Source organism: Streptomyces sp. NPDC046712, from assembly GCF_040645695.1.
Taxonomy (GTDB): domain Bacteria; phylum Actinomycetota; class Actinomycetes; order Streptomycetales; family Streptomycetaceae; genus Streptomyces.
Genome location: NZ_JBEYYW010000036.1, coordinates 31,247 through 52,229, shown reverse-complemented (window position 1 = coordinate 52,229; position 20,983 = coordinate 31,247). Strand labels below are relative to the sequence as shown.

Here is a 20,983-nt window from a genome sequence, read left to right as displayed (position 1 = left end):
CACCGAGTCGATCCCGGAGGAACAAGTCCCACAGCTCATCCGGAACCAGCCGCTCGTATTCGCGGGGCGAGTTGGTTTCCCGGTCCCCCGTGTGGATGCTTCGCGGCCGCAATTGCCTGGGTGTACTTCATGCCGCTGCGCGCGTCGTCGCGGGCGGGGTGGGCGGCGCTGGGGGCATGGCATGTCTCCTGGCAGCCGGGCCGCGCCCCGGGCCCACGAGTTAAGACGTCGCGGGCACCCAGCTCATCCAGGATCACCCGGTGCAGCCGGGCCCAGACACGCTCATTGCTCCAGCGGGCGCACCGGCGGTAGACGGTCGGCCAGGCAGGCCCGAAGAGCGGCGCCTGCCGCCACGCCACGAACACGATCGCCGCCAGATACTCACGGTCCTCGGCCCGCCGACGGCCCCTAACGAGCTCGTGCACGGTAAGCGGTGGGATGTCGAGGGGTTTGCTCGGACTCCTGTTTCACATGTGCGGTGCCGATGTCAGGTCTGAGCTCTGCTGGTGGCTCAGCAGACTGGCGATGGCCCGGACGGTATCGCTCATGTGCTCTCGGCGGCCGAGGTGTCGGGCCAGGGCCCGCCAGTTCTTCAGGTGCGCGATCCCGTGCTCGACACGGATACGGCGTGAGGAGTGTGCTTTTCGTTGCCGCTCGTGCATCTCCTCGTACCAGTCCGGAGCGTTCTTCTTGAACTTGCGGTGTGGTGGCGTGACCACGCGTCCGCCGGTCTGAGCGCCCAGGCCCTGGTAGCCGGCATCCGCGAGGATCTCCACCGCGGCCCGTCAGCCAAGAGTTCGACCAGCCCTAATTGACGGGCGTGGGTGATGTCCGCGCAGCTTCCGGGCTCGGTCGGGCTGCACCACAGCACGCGGCCCTCGTCGTCCGTGACCACCATGGATTTGACGGCGTTCTGCTTGTTCTTGCCGGAGATGAACTTGTCCCGGTCCTTGCGGCCTGCGGCGGGGCGCCGGACCCGGATCTCAGTGCCGTCGATGACACCGGTCTTCCCGCTGGCACCGAGGTGATCGATGACCTCGGCCAGGGTCCGCAACCGTACGTCTGGCCTGACGGTGCATCCTCGCTCGGCAAGCAGGGGCCGCACCTCGTTGATGGCCCTGGTGATGGTGGAGCGGTCCACGCCGAACCAGCAGGCCAGCACATCATGAGTGACCCCGTGACGAAGGTGGACGAGGGTGGCCAGCAGTCGATCGACGAACACCAGCTGGTGCTTCGCACCGGCGCCCACGGCACGCTTCCGTGGCCGGGAGGCGAGCCTGGCCAGGTGACGCTCATGCCACAACGGACCTACCTCGGCAACGAGTTCAGCAATCACTCCGGCCGACAGCCCCGTGACCCTCCGGTCGCTGATGATCACCGCGCGCGTCACGTTCCCCACCACGCAGCCATGATCGACGATCCAGAGCTCGACGTTCCAGCGCCTACCGTGCACGAGCTCGTTAGCGCGCGTACCACCACCGTCTCCGGCACTACCGGGTCCGAGTCGTACATATGAAGTGCAGCGTCCGCTAACAGGGCCGGCTTTGACCCCACAGGCGGGGGAGCCGTGCCGACCCCAGAGCGCACGGCTTCCTGTCGGGAACGAGTACCTGGGGGCTACGGCCCCTGGCGGAGCCCATGCTCGCCAGGCCCGGTTCTGGACACGACGCCCGACCGGTGGTGCAAGACCGCCCCGTCAGGGCTTGGTGAGGATGTCGTGGGTGCTGATGCTGCGCCAGATGACGTGCTGTACGCAGTGGGCTATCTCCCGCCAGTGCCGCCAGGTGCCAGCCCGTTGCCATCCCAGGTCAGCTTGGTGACATGACGTTCCACTGGTCACCGCCGACAGCCAACTTCATTCCCGTTTCCGATTGGACGCCGATGGGCTGGGAGGGCATCAAAGAAGACTGGGAAGGGTTCATCGAGGAGTTTGGAGCTGATTTCACTGACCGTGATGGTGTTCGCTGGCGCCGCAGGCATGGGCTCCTGAGCCCCAACCTTGGGGAAGGAATAGTCAAGGGGAAGTTGGGGGAAGGTCTGTGCAAGCCGTGTCGCCGCAGCCCCTAAAAGCCTGCGGTGACTGGGACTTGTCAGGTCGACCACGTGACCGGTCCACGTCTGGGTCGTTAAATGAGGGCATGGGGCGGGGGTCGTGGCCACCGCGCTCAGCCAGCGCGGACCACCCCGCCCATACGACGCAAACAAACCCTGCGCCGACGAGTACGAGGACGTCGGACAAAACGAGCACGGCCGTGCTTATCCCAGTCCTTCTTCTTGCGGTCCCTCAGCCTGAGGAACAGGTCGTCGTGCCGCATCGACCGGTCGTCAACTACTCAACCATACCGCCCGATCGGGCAGTTCTCGGGCCCGGATGCACAGCACATGACAGGGACCTATGGTGAATATGTAACCTGAGATGCGTAGCGGTCTGACGTGTGTGTGAGGCGGCGCAGGGTCATCTCCCTCCCCCGCAGTATCCGTCAGCGCTCTCCCCGTACCCAGGAGTCGCGGCGCGGGGCCCGGTTCCCACTGCAGTGTGATCAGAGGGTGTATGGCCATGGATGTCTACGGGAGTAGCTCAGGAAGCCACCCGGACACGGACGACGCGAACACAACAGCCACCGTCGAGGCCTACCCTCAGGAGCTTCTGCAAGGCACGCGCGTGGACCTCCGTGGAGAGGGATGGAACGGCTGGACAGTTGATCTCACCGTCGACGGACGTCCGGCCGTCGTTGATCGCATCCTGGTCGGCTTGCCCTCGGAGGACGGCATACGGCCGGAGGGTACGGGTGACTTCATCGTCCGGATATCGACGATGCACCTGGATCCGGGCGAGCACTCCGTCATGGCCGCCTCCTCGTTCGACGGGCGGCGAGTGAGGGCCGAGGCCACCGTCGTCGTACGGGAACAGGAGGTTCTGAATCCTGCCGGTCCTGGCGACGCCACCATGGTCACCGAAGCCGATGACGAGCCCGGGACCCTCCCCGAGTCGTCGGAGCTCGAGGCTAGGCCCGCGCCCGAGGCCGGGGAGGAGGACCCCACCGAGCGCGACCGGGTGCTCTTCGCACAGCGCTTTGGGCATCTCGGACACGTACCGCCCGGGGTCCGCGAGACGCAGATCTCGCACATACGGTCGCTGCGCTCCCGGCGGGAGCGGTTCGAGGCGGGCCGCCGGGCCACGGAGGAAGCGGCTCCGGACGAGCTCGACCCCTCCGTACCGGTACCGGGGGTGGTGAACTGGACTCCGGTGGGGCCTGGGCCGATCGTCCGGGGGAGTCGTTCGTACAGCGGACGGACCCTGAGCGTGGCCATCGACCCCACGGACTCGGCCACGATGTACGTGGGTACGGCGGGAGGCGGGCTCTGGAAGAGCACCGATCAGGGACTGACCTGGTCCCCGAAGTCCGACTACCAGCGCAGTCTGGCCATCGGGACCATCGCCATCGACCCCGACGACCGGCTGCACATCCTCGCGGGTACGGGTGAGTACAACAACGTGTACGGCGGCACCTACTACGGCAACGGCCTGTTGCGCTCCCACGACGGCGGCGACACGTGGACCGAGCTCGGGACCACCCGCTTCGAGCGGGACGAGATCTCCCGCGTGCTCTTCGACCCGACCGACAACACCGGGCAGCGCTTGTTCCTCTCCTCCAGCATCGGCGTGTACGAGAGCACGGATGACGGCGCGAACTGGGTGGAGCTCGTACCCGGCAACTTCAGCGACCTGGTGGTACTGCGGCAGCCGGGCCCGGCCGGCACCGTGAAACTCCTCGCCGCGCTCTACGGCTCAGGGCTGTGGACCAGCACCCGGACCTCGGGCAGCTGGTCGACCTGGACGCAGATCTCGTCCCCGGCTCTGCCCACCACGTGCGACCGGATCGAGCTCGCTCAGCAGCTGACCGATGCCGCTGTCGTCGTTGCTGTCTTCGCCTACGTCGGTGGCCTCGCGGGAGTGGCCAGGACAACGGACGGCGGTAACACGTGGTCGGCCGTGACAGTCCGACTCAACGTCCAGGTCGGAGGCGGGACGTCCTCGACGGCCGGCCATGCCCACTCCTTCACCGTCCCCGCCGCGGACCTGACCGCCGCGCCCGCCGCTCGTGTGTACACGAGCACGTCCGACGGCACCCCGGCGCACACGCACTCCCTGTCGGTCACCGCCCAGCAGATCGCCACGCTGGCCGGCGGGGGATTGATCACGGCAACCACCAATACCGACGCTACTGGCCACACGCATACGGTCAACTACAGGATCACCGGTCAGACCGGATACGACCTGCACGTCGCCGTGCACCCCACGGACGCCAACACGATGTTCCTGGGCGAGGTGACCCTGTGGCGTACCACCGGTGGCGGAATCTTCAACTACGCGCCCAACATCCACTCCGACCACCATGCGTTCACCTTCGACCCCGCCACCCCGACCACCTGCTGGGACGTCGGCGACGGAGGCGTGTATGTGTCGGCGGATGGCGGTGCGACCTGGAACCCGCGCAACCGGGACCTCGGAACGCTCCAGTACATCTCCGTCTCCCAGCACCCGGAGTGGGAGAACGTGATGCTGGGCGGCACCCAGGACAACGGAACACATCGCTACGAGGGCGTTCCCGCATGGCGGCAGGTGGACGGGGGCGACGGCGGATTCACCGCGATCGATCCGTCGAAACCCACCCGCATGTATCACCAGTACATCCGCACCACCTTCTTCAGGTCGGACGACGCCGGCCTGAGCTGGATGGTGAAGAACGCCGGAATCACCGGTGGAGCCTTCTTCTACGCCCCCTTCGAACTCGACCCCAGCAACCCGTCCACCTGCTACTTCGGCGGTATCGAGCTGTGGCGAAGCTCCGACAACGCGGACACCTGGTCGGCCGTCACCGCCGGGCTCGGTGCGTTCGTCACCGCTATCGCCGTGCACCCGACCGACAGCACCGTCGTCTACATCGGCACGGACGGCGGTCGTATCTTCCGGCTCCAAAAGACCGGCGCCACCTGGAACCCGGTGGATGTGACGCGCACCGACCTGACCGCTGCTCCCCTCCCCTTCCTGTGGATCTCCGACCTGGCAGTGGACAGCTCCGGAACCGTCTGGGCCAGCCTGGCGTCGGTCCTCTCGAGCGAAGGTTTTCCCGGGGAGTTCAGCAATCACCACGTCTATCGACGGGGAGCGGCGGATACAACCTGGGCTGTCCGTTCCAACGGTCTGGCACAGGCCAACCCGGTCAATACGATCGTCATCGACCCCGACAACGCCAACAGGCTCTTCTGCGGGTGCGACGTCGGGGTGTTCCGCACCGAGGACGCGGGGCTCAACTGGTTCCCCTGGGACCAGGGAATCCCCAATGTGCCCGTCTTCGACCTCGCCCTGCACCGTAAGCGCAGACTGCTGCGGGCGGGGACCCATGGCCGCAGCATCTGGGAGCGGCCCATCGACGCCGTCCCGCCGCGCATGGTCGACCTCTACCTGCGGGACAACATGCTCGACTCCGGCCGAAGCCAGCCTTCCCCTTCGGGCGTGGTGGACCCCCTCGATCCGGCTGGACTGCGGACCTTGTGGTGGTGGCAGAGCACGGACATCCTGGTGGACTCGCCCGAGCCGAACTACCAGACCCCGTCGCCGATCGGCGACTACGTCGCCCTGACGCAGCTGCAGCACCGCACGGCCCGGCGCGGCCGGGTCAACCGCATCTACGTGCAGGTGCACAACCGCGGCATCAGCACGGCGACCAACGTGCAGGTGCGTGCCTTCCTCGCCGACGCCTCGGCCGGGCTCCCGGCCCTGCCCGCCGACTTCTGGACGAGCGGCAGACCGTTCACCGGCACGCCGACAGCCACCGTGTGGACGCCGGTCGGACCGACCCTCACGATTCCGCGGCTGGAGCCGGCCGAGCCTGGCGTCCTCGAATGGGACTTCACGGTTCCCCCCTCGGCCGCGGCGCACTCCTGCATCCTCGCCGTCGCCACCTGTGCGGAGGACCCGCTGAACGGCGCGGGCGAGTTCGACGTCGGCACCCTGGTGACCTCGAGGAAGCATGTCGCGCTGAAGAACCTCCAGGTCGAGGACGCCCTTCCCGGCACGACGACGCCCGCAGGCGCCTTCATCCTCCAGCTGAACAACCCCGCCCTGGAGCGGCGCCCGTTCAACATCTTCGTCCACTGGGCAGGCCTGCCGGCGGGAAGCCGGCTGTTCGCCGTCTTCGAGAAGGGGCCCGGCGAGGGACCACGGCCCGGGGAGGGTGTCCGGCCGATCCACCACGGAGAGAATCACTTCCCCGACCGGTTTACCGACCGGCAGGGACGGGACCACTTCTTCGACTTCGACCACGCCTACGAGATGTTCCCGCAGGAGGACCGGCACAACGTGGTGCGCGCGGTGCACATCCCGCAGCGCGGATCGCGTGCCGTGGCCCTCAACGTCCAATTGCCGCCTTCCGCGGAGAACGGGCACGGAGAGCTCCACGTCCTGCAGACGGACGTCCAGGGAAAGGTGGTGGGAGGCACCACGTACGTCGTGCGTGCGGCGCCCCACGGCGACGGCGGCCACATCGGTGACCACGCGACGGAATGAGCGGGCGGGCAGCGACTTCCCCGTCCAGGGACCGAGGAGCGGTGATGGAGTGGTATCTGCTTCTCACGGTGTTCGCGGCCGTCACCGCAGCCTTCATGCTGTCCGCCTCGGCGGGATTCGGCGGCAGTCTGATCCTCGTTCCCACGCTCGCCCTGGTACTCGGCACCAAGTCAGGGGTGGCACTGGCCGCTCTGCTCCTCGCCGCCAACAACGTCGTCAAGGTCTTCGCGTACCGAAGAACGCTGCCGTACCGCAAGGCCGCCCCCGTGATCGTCCTCGTGGCTGCCGGGGCGTTCCTCGGCGCAAGACTTCTGGTCTCGGCGTCGGAGCGCGTGGTGACGATCGCCGTCATCATCAGCTTCGTCACGGCGTTCCTGATCGAGTCGGTCGGCCTCACGCGCTGGCGGCGGCTGAGCTCACCGGTGCTGGCCTTCGCGTCAGGCGCCACCTCCGGTTTCAGCGGAACCTCCGGTCCGCTCAAGGGCATCGCCCTGCGCGGGCTCGGCCTCGACCGCCTGCATCTCGTCGGTGCCCTGTCTATGGTCTCACTCATCGGCGACGTCACTAAGACCGCGATCTGGACAGACGCGTCGCTCCTCCAAGGCAGGGACTACCTCACAGCCCTCGTGTGCTTGCCGCTGATGCTGGTCGCGACCTTCCTAGGACGGCGCTTCAATACCCGAATCGGCGAACGCGGATACACCGGCCTCTTCTGGACGGTCATGGTCGGATACACCGGACGCCTGCTGGCCGGCCTGTGACCGGTAGCCGGAGCAGAGTGAACGGCGGCGGTCAGCAGCGGGGTGATGACGGCGCTGCCCACGCGGTTCCGGATGCGGACCGCGTTGAGCGACTGCGGTGCCTCATACTGGTCCAACTCGGGGAAGGCCTGAGCGGCTTAACGGCGTGATCTGCCTTCGCAACTGTGGGCCGACGACCCGCATACCACGGCGCTGGCGACGAGCTCGCTGGTCCATGCGCTCGGGAATGGTGTGCTTGATGGTGGGCCGTCGCCTTTGTGGCAGCGGTGCAGCGGTGCGCCGACGCGGGGGTGATGAGCGGCGGACTGGCGTAACGGTGGCGGCATGGATCCTGTGACGATCTTTGGTAAAGACCTGTTCCCCGCTGATCAGCCCTGGGACGTGGTGTTTGATGCCTTGTGGGTGTCGCACAGTGAGTTCTGGCTGGTCGCCGGGAGCGGGGCTGGCGCTGACGTCGTGAGCGCCATTCCTGAAGGTGACTCTGTGCGGGGTATCGGGGAGGCGGTCGGCGTTCCCACGCTCAGTTCGGCAACGGATGTCGGAGTCGCACTGTCGGTCTGGGAAGGCCCGGCGCCCGACGGCGCGGGCACGCTGCTGGGAACTTCGCGAATTGAAGCGCCTGACAGAGAGGTCTCTCTCGTCAATGTGGAGGGAAGGGAGCCCGGACCCGTGTTGGTGCTGCCAGAGGGCGGTGAGCACGAGGTGAGGGTCTGGCGGTGCGCTGAGGGCCCGGAGCGGTACGACATCCGAATGTGGCCGTGCCCCACCCCGGAGTGAGGTGGGGCACGGGGTGAAGGGTTCAGTCTCACGACTCAGAGTGCGGGTATCTGGGGGCGGCCACGCCCCGGCCAGAACGCCAGGGACCCCGGAGGTACCAACGTGCGATCCGTCAGGACCCGAAGTCATCGACCTGCCGGTAGATGAATTCCGTCGGTGGCCCACCGTTCGCCGCCTCCGGAAACACACCGGCGGCACCTGGGGGGAAGGGGGGGAACCTCGTCGCCCACGAGGACGCCCCCTCTACTGGAGGCCAGCGGCTCGTGTGGCGAGCGATGAGGATACGCGGTGGGAGCGGGCCCGGTGTGAAGCCGCGTCGGAGGTAGGCACAATCGGCTGTCGGGCAGGCGCAGTCCGTGACGTACGAGGTGGATGGCCGAGACCGAGCTGTTCCCCCGTCCGTTCAGACGGTGCGCACGGAGCTGAAGTCGACAGCTCGGTCCGCTTCCTCCAGCACCCGCGCGGCCACCCGCTTGACCTCCGCAGGCACATCACCGCGTTCTCGAACGAGAGTCGAGTAGATCGGAGAGTCGCCTGCTGCTCGGCCCATATGGTCGTGCTGGTTCACTGCGATGGTCCTTACCGTGACGGAAATCGGCTAGCGAGTGTACGGGGTGTGGGACAACGCCGGCTGCCCGGCTGAGCGGGACACCGCAGCAAGACCCCGTCCGACCGCTCGGAAAACCGGACCTGCGGGAGGAAATCTGTGGCCCCGGCGGCATACGGGTGGCCCATAGTGGGCCGACATCACCGATCAACAAGAACGGACGGCCGTGCTGTGATATCCCCGGGCGTGCATGGACTATCCGGCTCACCGGATACAGTGACCGCTCCGCCACCGTCACCTGCAGCACTGTTGCGTGCCGGATGCCTGCCCGCTCCAAGGACCTCGCGGCACGTCGCGCCTTCGCCGCCCAGCACGCCGCCGCCAACGCAAAGGTGGCCACAGCCCGCCCCAACGCCTGGTGCCACTACGGCTCGCAGCGGTGCGCCGCCCCCCCCGACGCCAAGGGGCACTGCTCGGGCGCGGTGGTGCTGATCCTGCGGCACGCCGCGTCTGGAGCGTGGAGGAAGTCCGCGAGACCTGCACGCCGCTGATCCCGAACGCCACCGTCCTGGCCGCACGGCCAAGCCGCGCGGCACCACCATGCGGCCAGCACCGCAGGTGTCGGCCCCCGCCCGGACGGGCGTGCCGGGCGGGTTCTCCTCGGCCGCCGCTGCTCCCGCCGAAGACGGGCACGTCTCCTCGGCTGCCTTCGCGTACCTCATCGCGCGGCTGGCCTGATTTCCTGATCCATATCCCCGCTGCGCTCCTGTGCCGGCGGGGTCCGGGTCCATGTAGCGTGGCCCTCCTCAGCTGGTACGGCAAGCTGGTCGTTCTGGGCATCGTCAGCGGAGTCTTTCTGTTCTGGTTCTCCGCAGCCCTCGCATGGGTTTACGCCGACGGGGACCATGGCAGGCACGCACTCCAGCGCGCGTACAACGGCACCTTCGGATGGGGCGACGGGGTCTGAGTACCAAGTACTTGGCACCTGCTCCCGAGCCGACCCTCGAAGTGCGTGACAGGCGTCTCCCGTTCCGGCAGCAGGACACCGCCGGCGCCGTTTGGCGCGCAGTACGCCAGGGAGAGGGCGCTGCTTTCACTGTGACGGGACCGGCTTGCCCGCCCGCTATGGGAACCGGCGGCCGGGCAAGCCTGAGCATCCTGCGTATCCAGGGGCGGCGGCACCTACCCGTCGCCGATATCCAGCGACGTCGCGGACCTCGGCGAAGCCGCGGCTTGTCGGGGTACGTGACAGTGATCGGCTCAGCAGTGCCCACGGCATGACAACCCTCGGTCCAAGGCCAAGGCCAAGGCCAAGGCCAAGGCCAGGGGCACGGCAGCGCAGGACCCCACCCGGCTGAATGACGGTCAGGACGCGTACCGGGTGACGTCTGTGATCCGGCATGTGATCTTGGAAGAGATCTGGTCCAGCCCCTGAGCTGTCGCCTCCGACTGTTGTCCAGGCGCCACGTTGTTCGTGGCGGCAGTGGCTTCGCTGAGCCGCTTGTTGGCCTCGTCGATGAACTCGACCTGCACGACGTAGTTGCTGGCCTTGCTGGACCGGTTCGTGATCAGCAACTCCGCACTCGGCCACTTCGTGACCGAATCCACGTCGCACGCCGTGATTCGCACGTCCCCCGTGGCGCCGTTCTCCTCCTGTGGCCGCTCCAGGTTCGGCGTGGGCTCCCTTGTCGTGGGCAGCATGGCCGGGCTCGTCGGAGCTTCACGCTGCGGCTCGTCGTCTCCGCCACCAATCGAGACAGCGACGATCACGACCACGAGCAGAGCGATCACACCCAGGCACGAGATACCGATGACCTTTCCCGTAGCGCGTTTGCGGGGAGGCTGTCCGCCTCCCGCTTCGGGCCCCGGTTGACCCCAACCGGACGGCGGCTCCTGATTCGGCATAGGGACAGCGTTCGGGCAGATACTTCCGGCCGCATCCGGACTACTCCGGATGGAGCAGGGCATACGCAGGACGCCCCCGGCTCCGCACGTCGGCCGAGCCGGGGGCGTCCGCGGCCGGCGGAGCTTCATTGTGGACGGAACCTTGGTCCCAACCCGCGAGGCCGCTCGCGCCGTCCCGGCGACGCTGGAGTCACAGCAGCTTGAAGTGGCTGGTCAGCGGGGTGGCGTGGCGTGACCTCGTTTCGAGGTGCCCGTGCTGGTCGTGGGCGGCAGTCTGTGTTCACCGCGTCGGTCGGGCCGGTCTCCTCGTACACCGTGGGGGTAGAGGCAGAGGAAGGTGCGATCGCCTCAGCCGCTGTGTAGGTCGGCACTTCAACGACGTGGGGGACGGCCTCGTGCGGGGTGAGGGCCTGTACCAGCCGGTTGCCGCCGTAGGGGAACCAGACGTCCGCAGGGTCGACCGGAGCGAGCCCCTGATTGAGTCCGGCCGCCCATTCGCGGCGCAGCTTCTCGGGATACTTGCCTTCTTGGGAGCGAGATTGCAGAAACACCAGATGCCGGCGGTCGTCGAACTTCGCTCGCGGTCCTGGACGGCGTCCACGGTGACGGAGCCCAAGTGACCCGATAGGTCGAAGGGCGTCCGATTGGACGCTGTCGTGCGGCAAAGGGCGAGGTCAGGGGAGCAGATTTCTGGTTGACCGGCATTCCGGTTTGGGTGATAGTGGCGCTCGCGGCCGCGTTCGTCCGGCCTGCTGCACCAGGGGTGGGGACTCTTGAACGAAAACAGTGACCACGTGCGTGACGACGTGCGAGGGCGGGTCGACGCGCTTGTTGCCGTCGGCCGGCCGGCCGAGGCGCGGACCATTGCGCGTGGCGCGCTCGACGCGGACGGGCCCGACGCGGGGCTCCTCCTTGCGCTGGCCCGCGCCCATCTGGCCGAGGACGATGATGACCATGACGACGCCGCCGAGCGGGGCTTCCGCGAGGGCCTGGACGCTTTCCCGGACGACGTAGGTCTACTCGCCGGGTACGCGGAACTCTGCGCCCGCACCGATGCGCTGGACCGACCCGGGAGGCACGCCCGGGGCCCCGTACTGCTGGCCCGTCTGCGAGAACTTGCTCCGCATTCGACCGAGTTGCTGCGGGCCGAGGCTGCGGGAAGCTCCGTTTCCACGGACGCCAAGAACAGTGTCTCGGTGCGCCGGGTGCAGTCCTTCGACGCGGTCCGTGTCTTCGCCGAAGCGCCCACGCCTCAGGCTGCCGCCGCTCAGGCCGCGCAGTGGGCCGCCGCTGCCCCGCGCGACTTGCGGCTCGCCGTGCTTGCCGAGACAACCTGCGCTCTCGCCGCCGCCGGCCGGACCTGGGCGCGCCTACTGCTGCGCCGGGGCCACGAATACCGCCTTGCCGCAGGTGTGGTCGTTGCTTTGTTGGTGGTCCTGCGCATCACCGTCCTGCCGGCGGTGCCGTTCGGCGTGGCGACGGGGGTGGGGCTGCTGGCGGGGCTGCCGTTCCTCGGTCTCCGCAAGCAGCTGCGGGCCGCGCGTGAGCGGGCTGCCGAGCAGGTGGCCGCAGCCGCTTTCGAGGCCGTACCCGATAACGAAGCGGGCGTCGGTGGCGAAGAGGGCGGGCCGACCCAGCTGCCGCCCGTCCCGCGTGTCACTCCTCGCGAGTACGCCTTCGCCGGGGCCGGACTCGCGCTCCTGCTGATCGTCGGTGTCACGGCGTACGCCTCCTCCCTCGCCTACCCCCGCTACGACATCGTCGCCCACGACACCCTCCGGGGCCTGAAGGGCTTCAACCTGCGCGAGGAGTTCGATCCGTTCGGGGCCGTCCCCGACAGTGAGCTCGAGGAGTCGACCGCCCGGGTGTACGTCGCCGAAGACGCCGCTCCGGACGCCGCCGCCGAGTACCTGGTGGCTGTTACGACCGGAGACTTCCACCAGATGCGGAAGTCCTACGTGTACGACGGCGGGATCGTCCCCGTGGAGACGGCAGGCGTCGGCAGCGTCCACGACTCCTGGCGGGCCGGGGCCGGCCCGTACGGGGGCTGGATGCGGTGTCTTCGTTACACCGAGGTGGCCACCGGCACCCTACGGGCCATGTGCGTGTGGGCCGATAAGGGCAGCATGGGCATGGTCCTGTTCACCGCTGAAGACAAGAACCGGGACACGGTCGAGGACACGGCCCGGTCCGTCGGCGCCGACTTCCTCCGGCCCGCTGGGGACTGACCCGCTACGACGCGACCGGAGCGCCGAAACAGCCGACACCCCCGGCCAGACGGGGTCTCAACAGGATGGCCAGGTAATGAATATTCCGAAGAAGTGGAAAGGGCCTTCGTGGGGGCTGGCACTTGGATGCGCTATCTCGGCCCTCATCGCGCTACTGAAGGAAATATTCGGAGACGATAGCCCTTCGATCATTCGGGCAGTGCTGTATTTCGTGTTCTTTGCAGCCTTTGTGTTCTGGACCGTAGATAATCTCCACGACCGTTGGAAGCGCAATCGCGTGGGCTCTCAAGGTCAAGCGCCGTCTTAACTCGTGGGCCCGGGGCGCGGCCCGGCTGGCAGGAGACACGCCATGCCGCCCCCCCCGCCCGCGACGACGCGCGGCGGCATCAAGTACACCGAGGCACTGCGGCCCGGCCCGCAAGGCATCATCTGCACGGGGGACCCGGGAAACCGACTCGCCCCGCGATATTGCCGACCGGGTCCGAGTCGTACATATGAAGTGCAGCGTCCGCTGACAGGGCCGACCGCGACCCCACAGTCGGGGGAGCTGTGCCGCCCCCCCCCCAGAGCGGCACGGCTCCCTGTCGGAACGAGTACCTGGGGCTACGTCCCCTGGCGGAGCCGATGCTCGCCCAGGCCCGGTGCTCGACACGAGGCCGACCGGTAGTGCGACGGACCGCCCCGTCAGGGCCTGATGAGGATGTCGTGGGTGCTGATGCTGCGCCAGATGACGTGCTGTACGCCGTGGGCTATCTCCGGCGCGTACTGCCAGGTCGCCCGCCCGTTGCCATCCCAGGTCAGGCTCGAAGCCATCGGGCGGGCAGCGGACGCCCTTCACTCGGAGGTCGGCGTGAAAGCGCCCGCGTCCGGCACGCAGGTCGTCGACGAAGCCGTGGAGGCCCTGCTGGAACCGGCGGCGCTGTTCGGAGGGAAGGTGTTGAAGGTCGGTGGTGAAGCGGGGCGTGGCCTCCTAGGTCTCCGTCAGCGTCGGTGTTCATGTGCTCCGTCATCCACAACTGGCAGTCCACCCGGATTCGGTTGGCGTTCTGACCGCAATGCCGACCGTCACAGTCACCAAGTCCCCACGTCCACCGTTCGCCTCTGGATGATGAGGATCCTCACCACGCGCGCTGGCGCTGGTCGAGGCCGACGGCTGGGGCCGCATCCCGCACATGTACGCCCGTCCGCGCCGTCCTCGGCGGGGACGGGCGAACGCAACGTCGCAGGCCGGGTGCGGTCACTCTGACTGTACGTCAGTCGGCTTGGTGGCTTGATGACCCACCTGGTTCTCCATCACGCCGCCGTTGTTGTAGCCGGTGTTCGCTGTCGATCGCAGGTCTCCGGCGAACAACGGATCGTGGAGGCTCAGGCCGTGGCGAGTGATGAAGTTCTCGACAGGCCCGCGGGCCATGCCTCTTCCCTCCCAGTAGGTACTGGTGGTCGCCGCCTTGGTGTTCTTGTCGACGGCCGCGTTGTTCTCGTCCTTGTCCGCATCGGCTGCTCCGCTCATGGCGTTGCCCACCATGCCGGCGATGACTTCGCTCCCCACGTCCACGACCACGGGAACGACGACGCCCGAGCCGGGGATGAAGGCCGATCCGGCGCCGATGACGGCCTCGGCGCCCATCCCGATCGCGCCCCAGCGCGCGTCCACAGCGCTCGCGTACTCCTTCTTCTTGGCTTCACCGTCCTGGAAGATCTGGTCGGCGCGGGCCTGGTCCAGCGTTCCCTGCACATCGGCTCCGACCCAGGCCGCCGTCTCGGCCGCCGCCTTGTCGACCTTGCCGTCCGGGCCGACCTGGGCCTCCAGCATCGAGGCGGTGTAGACGCCCTGGGCGAGCGATACGGTGGCGTAGGCCTCGGGATGCTGGCCGAGGGCACTGAGGAGCTGCCGGGCGCCCAGCTCGCCGAAGGTCGCGTGGCCGGTGCCGTCCTTCGGAGCGAAGGGGTTGGTCCCGTCCTTGGGGCCGAGCGCGTGGTTGACGTCGTCGATGTAGCCGGCGGTCATCCGGCCCACGCTGTCGGAGAGGCTTTCCTGCCGCCTGAGGAGCTCCGCGTCGCCGCCGTATGTCGAGACGACCTTCTCCATGATGTCGGCGGAGGTGGCGTCACGGTGCAGCTTGGGGGACGGATCGTCCCACGCGTGACCGAGGGTGGCTGCCTCCAAGGCGTGGCCGAGCGCGTCCGGCATGTAGTGCCTGGTGGTGTTCAGGACTGCCGGGTCGGTGCTGGTGCTGTCGGGGAAGACGTCGTACTTCTCGTTGGTGAAGAAGTCGAGGTAGTTCGCGATGGGCTTGTCGTCCGCCCCCTTGCCCAGGTCGGCCGGGCCGCTCTTCGGGGTGCCGTCCTGGTTGTACGCCTGGGGCGTGCGGTCGGGGTCGAAGAACTCCTTCGCCGCCCCAGGACTGTGCCCGAGCGCCTCCAGGAAGCTGACGGTGGGATCGTAGCCCGATCCGTTCACGCCGGAGGGGTTGAACGGGTTGCGCGGGCCGGTGCTGAGCCTCGACTGCTTGAAGAAGTCCGGGTCCTTCGCCTGGATCTGTACGGCGTGCTCGACGATGGGCACGAGGAAGCGCTTGTCGTAGTTCCCGTGGCGCATGATGCCGCCGAGCAGCTGGTAGCCGAACGGTGCATGGTTGTCGCCCTGGTACACCGGTATCCGCTCGGTACCCAGGCGGCGCAGGTCCTGGGCGAACGAGGGAGGCAGATGCCGGGAGTTGTCGGGGTCCGTGGCGGTGGCCAGGCTGAAGCCGAGGTTCCGTTGGAGTTCCTGGACGTCACGCAGGCGCTGCGGGTCGGTCTTGCCCCAGTCCTCCGTGTCAGTGGACATGGTGCCGAAGAACTCGAGGGAGCCCTTGGGGCCGAGAGTGTCGTAGAACGCGGTGGTGAACTCCGGGTCCTTCGCGTTGTCCGCGAGAAGATCGTTGAGTTCGACCAGTTCGTCGTGGGTCAGCTTGCGGCCCTTGCGGGCGAGTGCCGCGGCGTGGTCGGCCTGCTCGGTCTCCAGAGAGGTGTACTTGGGCCGGCTGAAGTCACGTCCGTCGCCGACGTTGGCCCGTAGCATCCTGGCCAGCGACCGGTCGGTGTCGTTGAAGTTGTCGACGAGCTCGTCGATCCTGCGCTGCCATTGTCCCTGGTGCTGATGAAGGGTCTGCTGGTACTCGGGGTCGTTGCGGGCGGCGGTCCTTGCCTGCGGGTCCTCGATCGGTTTCGGCTTGACCTTGCCGTCGGCGTCGACGAGGAATCCGGCGGCCGGCGCTTCCTCCACCGTCGTACGCAGCCGGGTCCTAATCTCCTTGAATGTGTCGTGGCCGTCGGTCAGGGCTTGGTGGATGCCCTTGGCCTCTTTCGCGGCATCGTCGAACTCCTTGGCCGTCTTGTCCACGAACGCCCGGGTCACCTCTGCGTCGACTCCGCACCAGTTGGCCCGCGCAGCCCGGACCTTCATCCCGGTGCGCGCCGACTCGGCGAGCTCCTCCAGCTTCTTGACCATCGCGCCCCAGTCCTGGACCGCGACCTGTAACTTCCCCAGTCGTGCGTCGAGCACATCCTTGAACGTCAGCATGTGTATCCCCCGTACTCCGCGCAGAGCGCGTACTCCCCCTGCTGGCCGTCGTCCCCGATGGCGACGGCTACTTGAGGTACTGGTCGATCTCCGAGACGCGCATCGTGGCGATCAGCTTCTCCTCGTGAGCGACCCAGGCCACGACCGTGTAGTCGCAGTGGTTGGAGATGTTGGCGCAGGCAGCGACCAGGAGGTCCACCTGCCTGTTCCACTTGTCGTGCACCGTGCGGAGGGCGGCCCCGCTCTCGAACTTCCCGCCGGTGAGCTCGACGGCCGCCTCGTCCGTGGCCCGCCTCGCGTGCGCCCCGTCACCGCGGAGCATGTTGTGCAGCCTGAACGCCTCGCTGCCGATCCGGCCGATGTGGTCGTCGTCCACAGCCAGGTCCTTGCCCGCCGTCCCTGGCCCGCTCGGGCCGGGATCGGCAGGGACCTGGTTCAACCGCATCGAAGCGTTCGTGGCGGCAGCGGCGCGCGCGGAGGCCCATTCGTCGTCGAAGGACATGTGCTTCCCCGTTCTCCTGCGTGTCGGTTCAGCTCGCCGTTCCTTTGTCTACCGCCGCAGCTGCGGCAGGGCAACAGGGCGGGCCTGGCCGGCTCGGTCGCCGTCCAGGGTCCCGAGAGCCGCCCGGAGGAGGTCGGGCTTGTCTCCTGCACACACTCGGGCCAGTGGCTCTGCTGCTGCGCCTGGTGTGGAGCACGAACAGGATCCCGCACAGAGCCTGCCGGTCGGGCGTCCGCGGCCGGCCCGCCACCTGCTCGGCGGCGGGACCGGGAGCAACGGCTCGATCAATTCCTACAGTTCGTCCGAGACGACCCCCGGCCGAGAGGTCCGTTCCCACGAACGGACCAACGAGCATCCAAGCCGACAGCCACACCGTCACCGGCTTATTAAGGAGCGTTTTGTCCCGTCAGGACTGTTTGGTAAGGAAAGGGTTCACGCGGATCGCGGTCGCTTTGATCGCGTGCGGCGTCATTGGCACGCCGATGGCGCCTCAGGAGAGGTTCACAAGCGGGAAGTCGCTGCCCGCTTGCACCCAGCAGTTCGTACCATTCGTCGATGTGGCTTTGATGTACGAGGCATTGGAGGCTTGTGAACGACTTAGAACTCCTAACGAAATGATCTTCGAGATGATTGGATCGCTCCGGGACTGCTGATCCGGGGGTGCGGGGTGGCTCGGCCGAAGCCTTGGGAAGTCGATGACGAGTTGTGGGCGGTGATCGAGCCGCTGTTGCCCAGGGTTGAGCGCCGGACTCGGCACCCCGGGCGCAAGCGGCATCCGGACCGGCTCGTGTTCCAGGGCATCCTGTTCGTCCTGCACACTGGGATCGCCTGGGAACACCTGCCGCAGGAACTCGGCTTCGGCTCCGGCATGACCTGCTGGCGCCGGCTGGCCGAATGGACCGAGGCTGAGGTGTGGCCGCGACTGCACGAGGCCCTCCTCACCAGGCTCCGCAGTGCGAACGCCCTGGACTTCTCCCGGGCGGCCGTCGACGGCTCCCATATCCGCGCGTTAAAGGGGGCTCCAAGACGGGACGACCTGTTGACCGGGGCAGGACGGGCAGCAAGCACCACCTGATCACCGACGCCACCGGCATCCCGCTCGCCGCCACCCTGACCGGCGGCAACCGCAACGATGTCACCCAGTTGATCCCACTCCTCCAGGCCGTGCCGTCCGTGCGGGGCAAGCGTGGCCGGCCCCGGCGCCGCCCGGACGTGGTGCTGGGTGACCGCGGCTACGACCACGACAAGTACCGCCGCCTGGTCTGGGACCTCGGCGTGAAGCCGGTGATCGCCCGGCGCGGCACCGAACACGGCTCGGGACTGGGCACCCAACGCTGGGTAGTGGAGCGCGCATTCGCCCACCTGCACTGGTTCCGCCGGCTGCGGATCCGCTGGGAGATCCGCGACGACATCCACGAAGCCTTCCTCACCCTCGGATGCGCACTCATCTGCTGGCGGCGACTGCGCGCTCTGGAGACCGACGCCGTGGGCTAGCTATCTGCCGCTAGTCGGTTAAGGACTTCCCTGGGGGTGAAGCTCCAGCCGACCATACGCGGCCCGCTCCAGTTGATGCCGATCACGAGTCCATCCCTGGCGGCATCGGGCAGTACAAGATCGCACCAGGTGTCCAAGGGCATGGAATCGACGCGGAGCCCACGCCCCCAGATCTTCGCCGCCCTCTGAGCCCGGGGCGAGGTCGACCAGAACGGAAAACTTCGCGTGCCGTCCGCGGAGAGGTGAGTCGGGCTTCCGTCGTCATCCCGGACAAGCCAGACCACTCTGTTTTCACGGACGTCTCGGAAGAATGCCGCCGCTTGCGAACCGCTCTGACTCATGGCCACCGAGCCTAGCGTTCCCCAAGATCCATTTCGTTAGGAGTTCTTAGCCTCGATCCGCCGAACAATATCCGGTCCAAGGCTTGGGCATGAATACGCGGATGCCCTCTGAGCTGGGACGATGGGACTTCCTACGGTTCCACATCCACAGAGCAAGAGAACACCCGCGAGATGCAATCTTCCCATGCCGTTTCGGCGGTGTCCGCCGCGTTCGATGACGCCAATCTGGTCGCGTATGCCGGGCTGGTCCCGATGATGCGGCTGGCCGAGCGGTGCGGGCTTGCCCGGCTGACAGTGGGGAAGGTGAGGCTGAGCGGGGCGGGGAACGGTGCGGGTGCGGCAGCGGACGCCAAGGTCACCGGCATCGTCGCCGGGATGGCCGTGGGCGCGGACAGCATCGACGACCTGGACGTCCTGCGCCACGGCGCGATGCCGACCCTGTTCGGCGGGATCCGTGCCCCGTCCACGCTCGGCACGTTCCTGCGCGCGTTCCCCCACGGTCATGCGCTCCAGCTCCACGCTGTGCACCGAAGGTTCCTCGGCGAACTGGCCGTACACACCCCGCTGCTGCCCGGCGCCGGCGAGAAGGCGTTCATCGATGTCGACTCCACCCACAAGCGGGTCTACGGCCGGGCCAAGCAGGGCGCCGAGTACGGCCGGTTCAACGGCATCCGCACCCTGCACCCCCTCCTCGCCACGATCTGCTCCCCGCACTCCCGGCCGGTGATCGCCACAGTACGGATGCGCCGCGGCAAAGCGGCCGACTCCCGCGGCCTGGTCTTCACCGACCCGGCCCGACAGGTTGCCACCGGGGATCCTCGCTCGACTGTCCCGCTGTCGCTGGACGTGGAGATCATGCGCCAGGCCCTTGAATCCGCCGACCCGGCGCAGGCCGTGCAGGACGCGGCGAAGGGCGGCGGCCCGTGGCGAGGGCGCCTTTGGGCTGCGGCGGTTTCGCTCAGGCGGCGTGACGGGTCTTGCGGCGGCGTACCACGGCGGCGGTGCCGCCACCGGCGACGACAAGCGCGGCGGCCACGCTGGCAATCGCCGCGGCGTTGTCGTTCGTGCCGGTCTCGGCGAGGTTGGCGCCCTTGGCCGCAGTCGACGGAGCGCTGTTGGTCTTCATGGTCTTGTTGATCCAGCCCGCGTAGGCGGGCGCGCTGGTGTAGAGGCCGGGGCCCTGCGAGCACGGCACGTTCGGGGCGCCGGGCCCGGAGGTGACGCCGATCAGTTCCCAGCGGCCGTCCCGGCCCCTTTGGACCTGCGGTCCGCCGGAGTCCCCGTGGCACGCCATGGCCTTGGGCACGGTGGTGATCGTGCACAGCCGGGTCCGGTCCGCCCAGCCGGGCGCGCACTCGGACTCGGCGCCCCTGCGGGTGTTCAGCTCCTGCAGCCGGTCCGGGAACTTGAACTCGGTTTCGACGGTGGTGCCGAAGCCCAGGAGCCGGGTCGGCGTGCCGGGCTTCCCTGCCTGCTTGGCGATCTTGATGGGTTGCTGGGCGACTGGGCGGTCCAGGCGTATCAGCGCGATGTCGTCCTTGTTGGCGACCTTGTTGTCGCCGTTCACGTAGCCGGGGTGGACGAAGGTCCGGTCGATCTTCCGGACGGTGCCGCCGGACTTGCGGTGGTCGCTGCCGACACGCACGATGCCGTCCAGCTTGATGCCCTCGACCTTCAGGCAGTGGGCCGCCGTCAGCACCCACTGCCGATCGATCAGCGACGCCCCGCAGTTCCCGTCGATCAGACCCTGCTCCGGGGCCGACTCCGGGATGGTCGCCATGAACGGGTAGCTCTCGGTGGAGTCCGACCCGTTGACGATGGCGCTGGCGCTGCCGGCCATGACAGTGACGCAGGCCGCGGCGGCGAGAGCACCGACGGCAGCGGTGCGGGCGGTACGGCGGCGCGGCGACTTGAAGCTGAACACAGAAGGTTCCCTTTTGCTTGGTGGATCCGTATGCATTCAGCTTCGTTGTCAGGAACCTGCCGCACCATCCGGGCAACGGGCCGGTCGATGGTATGGCTAGCCCCCCCTCTGAACTGGGGAAACTCGGAGGCCGAAGGGTAGCTGCCCGGCGAAGGACTCCGCAGAGCGCCGGAGAACCCCCGGAGGGAGTCACCGGCCGGGAGCCAAGAAACAGACGTAGGCCCTGATCGAGCTCATGCACGCTGTACTGGAGACCGACTAGGACGCGGAACGGTCGAAGCGGCGAACGCCCCGCCGATGGCTGGGACAGATCCACCCCAGCGATCGGCAAGAATCACGTCGCCCGGGGCATGAACAGCACCCCCCAC

14 protein-coding genes and 3 pseudogenes are annotated in these 20,983 nt (G+C 67.8%); 8 read left to right on the top strand and 9 right to left on the bottom strand.

The window, feature by feature from the left end:
* Nucleotides 1-230 precede the first annotated feature (230 nt).
* The 3 genes and pseudogenes from ABZ939_RS33075 to ABZ939_RS33065 all read right to left on the bottom strand — a co-directional run.
* A pseudogene (locus tag ABZ939_RS33075) lies at nt 231-407 on the bottom strand (IS5/IS1182 family transposase); the annotation flags it as partial.
* A 60-nt stretch (nt 408-467) separates the two neighbouring features.
* Nucleotides 468-719 (bottom strand): transposase, encoded by a 252-nt coding sequence (locus tag ABZ939_RS33070; protein WP_361863579.1) that lies wholly within the window; start codon nt 717-719, stop codon nt 468-470.
* A 128-nt stretch (nt 720-847) separates the two neighbouring features.
* Nucleotides 848-1,222: pseudogene (locus tag ABZ939_RS33065) on the bottom strand (transposase family protein); the annotation flags it as partial.
* Between the two features lie 1,530 nt (nt 1,223-2,752).
* On the opposite strand from ABZ939_RS33065, the gene ABZ939_RS33060 reads away from it, so the two are divergent.
* The 5 genes from ABZ939_RS33060 (at nt 2,753) to ABZ939_RS33040 (ending at nt 9,623) form a co-directional block, all read left to right on the top strand.
* Nucleotides 2,753-6,571, top strand: a complete 3,819-nt coding sequence (locus ABZ939_RS33060) for a glycosyl hydrolase (protein WP_361863577.1) — start codon at nt 2,753-2,755, stop codon at nt 6,569-6,571.
* A gap of 44 nt (nt 6,572-6,615) precedes the next feature.
* Nucleotides 6,616-7,332: a sulfite exporter TauE/SafE family protein gene (locus ABZ939_RS33055; protein ID WP_361863574.1), complete on the top strand. Its 717-nt coding sequence runs from the start codon at nt 6,616-6,618 to the stop codon at nt 7,330-7,332.
* A gap of 324 nt (nt 7,333-7,656) precedes the next feature.
* Complete coding sequence (locus ABZ939_RS33050) at nt 7,657-8,109, top strand: hypothetical protein (protein ID WP_361863572.1); 453 nt, start codon at nt 7,657-7,659, stop codon at nt 8,107-8,109.
* Between the two features lie 867 nt (nt 8,110-8,976).
* Nucleotides 8,977-9,207 carry a hypothetical protein gene (locus ABZ939_RS33045; protein WP_361863569.1) on the top strand — a complete coding sequence of 77 codons (231 nt, stop codon included), beginning with the start codon at nt 8,977-8,979 and terminating at the stop codon, nt 9,205-9,207.
* Between the two features lie 245 nt (nt 9,208-9,452).
* Nucleotides 9,453-9,623 (top strand): hypothetical protein, encoded by a 171-nt coding sequence (locus ABZ939_RS33040; protein ID WP_361863566.1) that lies wholly within the window; start codon nt 9,453-9,455, stop codon nt 9,621-9,623.
* Nucleotides 9,624-10,021: 398 nt separating this feature from the next.
* On the opposite strand, the gene ABZ939_RS33035 is transcribed toward ABZ939_RS33040, so the two are convergent.
* A complete protein-coding gene (locus ABZ939_RS33035) occupies nt 10,022-10,447 on the bottom strand; it encodes an FxLYD domain-containing protein (protein ID WP_361863563.1) in 426 nt (141 codons plus the stop codon).
* Between the two features lie 908 nt (nt 10,448-11,355).
* Between ABZ939_RS33035 and ABZ939_RS33030 the strand changes: the two genes are divergently transcribed.
* A complete protein-coding gene (locus tag ABZ939_RS33030) occupies nt 11,356-12,789 on the top strand; it encodes a hypothetical protein (protein ID WP_361863560.1) in 1,434 nt (477 codons plus the stop codon).
* Between the two features lie 684 nt (nt 12,790-13,473).
* On the opposite strand, the gene ABZ939_RS33025 is transcribed toward ABZ939_RS33030, so the two are convergent.
* The 3 genes from ABZ939_RS33025 to ABZ939_RS33015 form a co-directional block, all read right to left on the bottom strand.
* Nucleotides 13,474-13,602, bottom strand: coding sequence for a hypothetical protein (locus ABZ939_RS33025; RefSeq protein ID WP_361863557.1), 129 nt, complete (start codon nt 13,600-13,602; stop codon nt 13,474-13,476).
* Between the two features lie 424 nt (nt 13,603-14,026).
* The gene (locus ABZ939_RS33020; protein WP_361863555.1) at nt 14,027-16,354 is read right to left on the bottom strand and encodes a hypothetical protein; all 2,328 of its coding nucleotides are present in this window, start codon (nt 16,352-16,354) and stop codon (nt 14,027-14,029) included.
* Nucleotides 16,355-16,421: 67 nt separating this feature from the next.
* A complete protein-coding gene (locus tag ABZ939_RS33015; protein ID WP_361863553.1) occupies nt 16,422-16,856 on the bottom strand; it encodes a hypothetical protein in 435 nt (144 codons plus the stop codon).
* Between the two features lie 667 nt (nt 16,857-17,523).
* Between ABZ939_RS33015 and ABZ939_RS33010 the strand changes: the two genes are divergently transcribed.
* Nucleotides 17,524-18,350, top strand: a protein-coding gene (locus ABZ939_RS33010) for an IS5 family transposase (protein WP_361863550.1) whose coding sequence is annotated in 2 segments (ribosomal slippage) — nt 17,524-17,869 and nt 17,869-18,350 — 828 coding nt in all. Because the reading frame shifts where the segments join, the coding sequence is not laid out codon by codon here.
* Here the strand turns inward: ABZ939_RS33010 and ABZ939_RS33005 are convergent.
* Nucleotides 18,347-18,691, bottom strand: coding sequence for a DUF2750 domain-containing protein (locus ABZ939_RS33005; protein ID WP_361863547.1), 345 nt, complete (start codon nt 18,689-18,691; stop codon nt 18,347-18,349). The two genes, ABZ939_RS33010 and ABZ939_RS33005, sit on opposite strands and share 4 nt — an antisense overlap.
* Nucleotides 18,692-18,862: 171 nt before the next feature.
* On the opposite strand from ABZ939_RS33005, the pseudogene ABZ939_RS33000 reads away from it, so the two are divergent.
* A pseudogene (locus ABZ939_RS33000) lies at nt 18,863-19,453 on the top strand (transposase); the annotation flags it as partial.
* 196 nt (nt 19,454-19,649) lie between these two features.
* Here ABZ939_RS33000 and ABZ939_RS32995 read toward each other — a convergent pair.
* Nucleotides 19,650-20,615, bottom strand: coding sequence for a serine protease (locus tag ABZ939_RS32995; protein ID WP_361863544.1), 966 nt, complete (start codon nt 20,613-20,615; stop codon nt 19,650-19,652).
* Between the last annotated feature and the right edge of the window lie 368 nt (nt 20,616-20,983).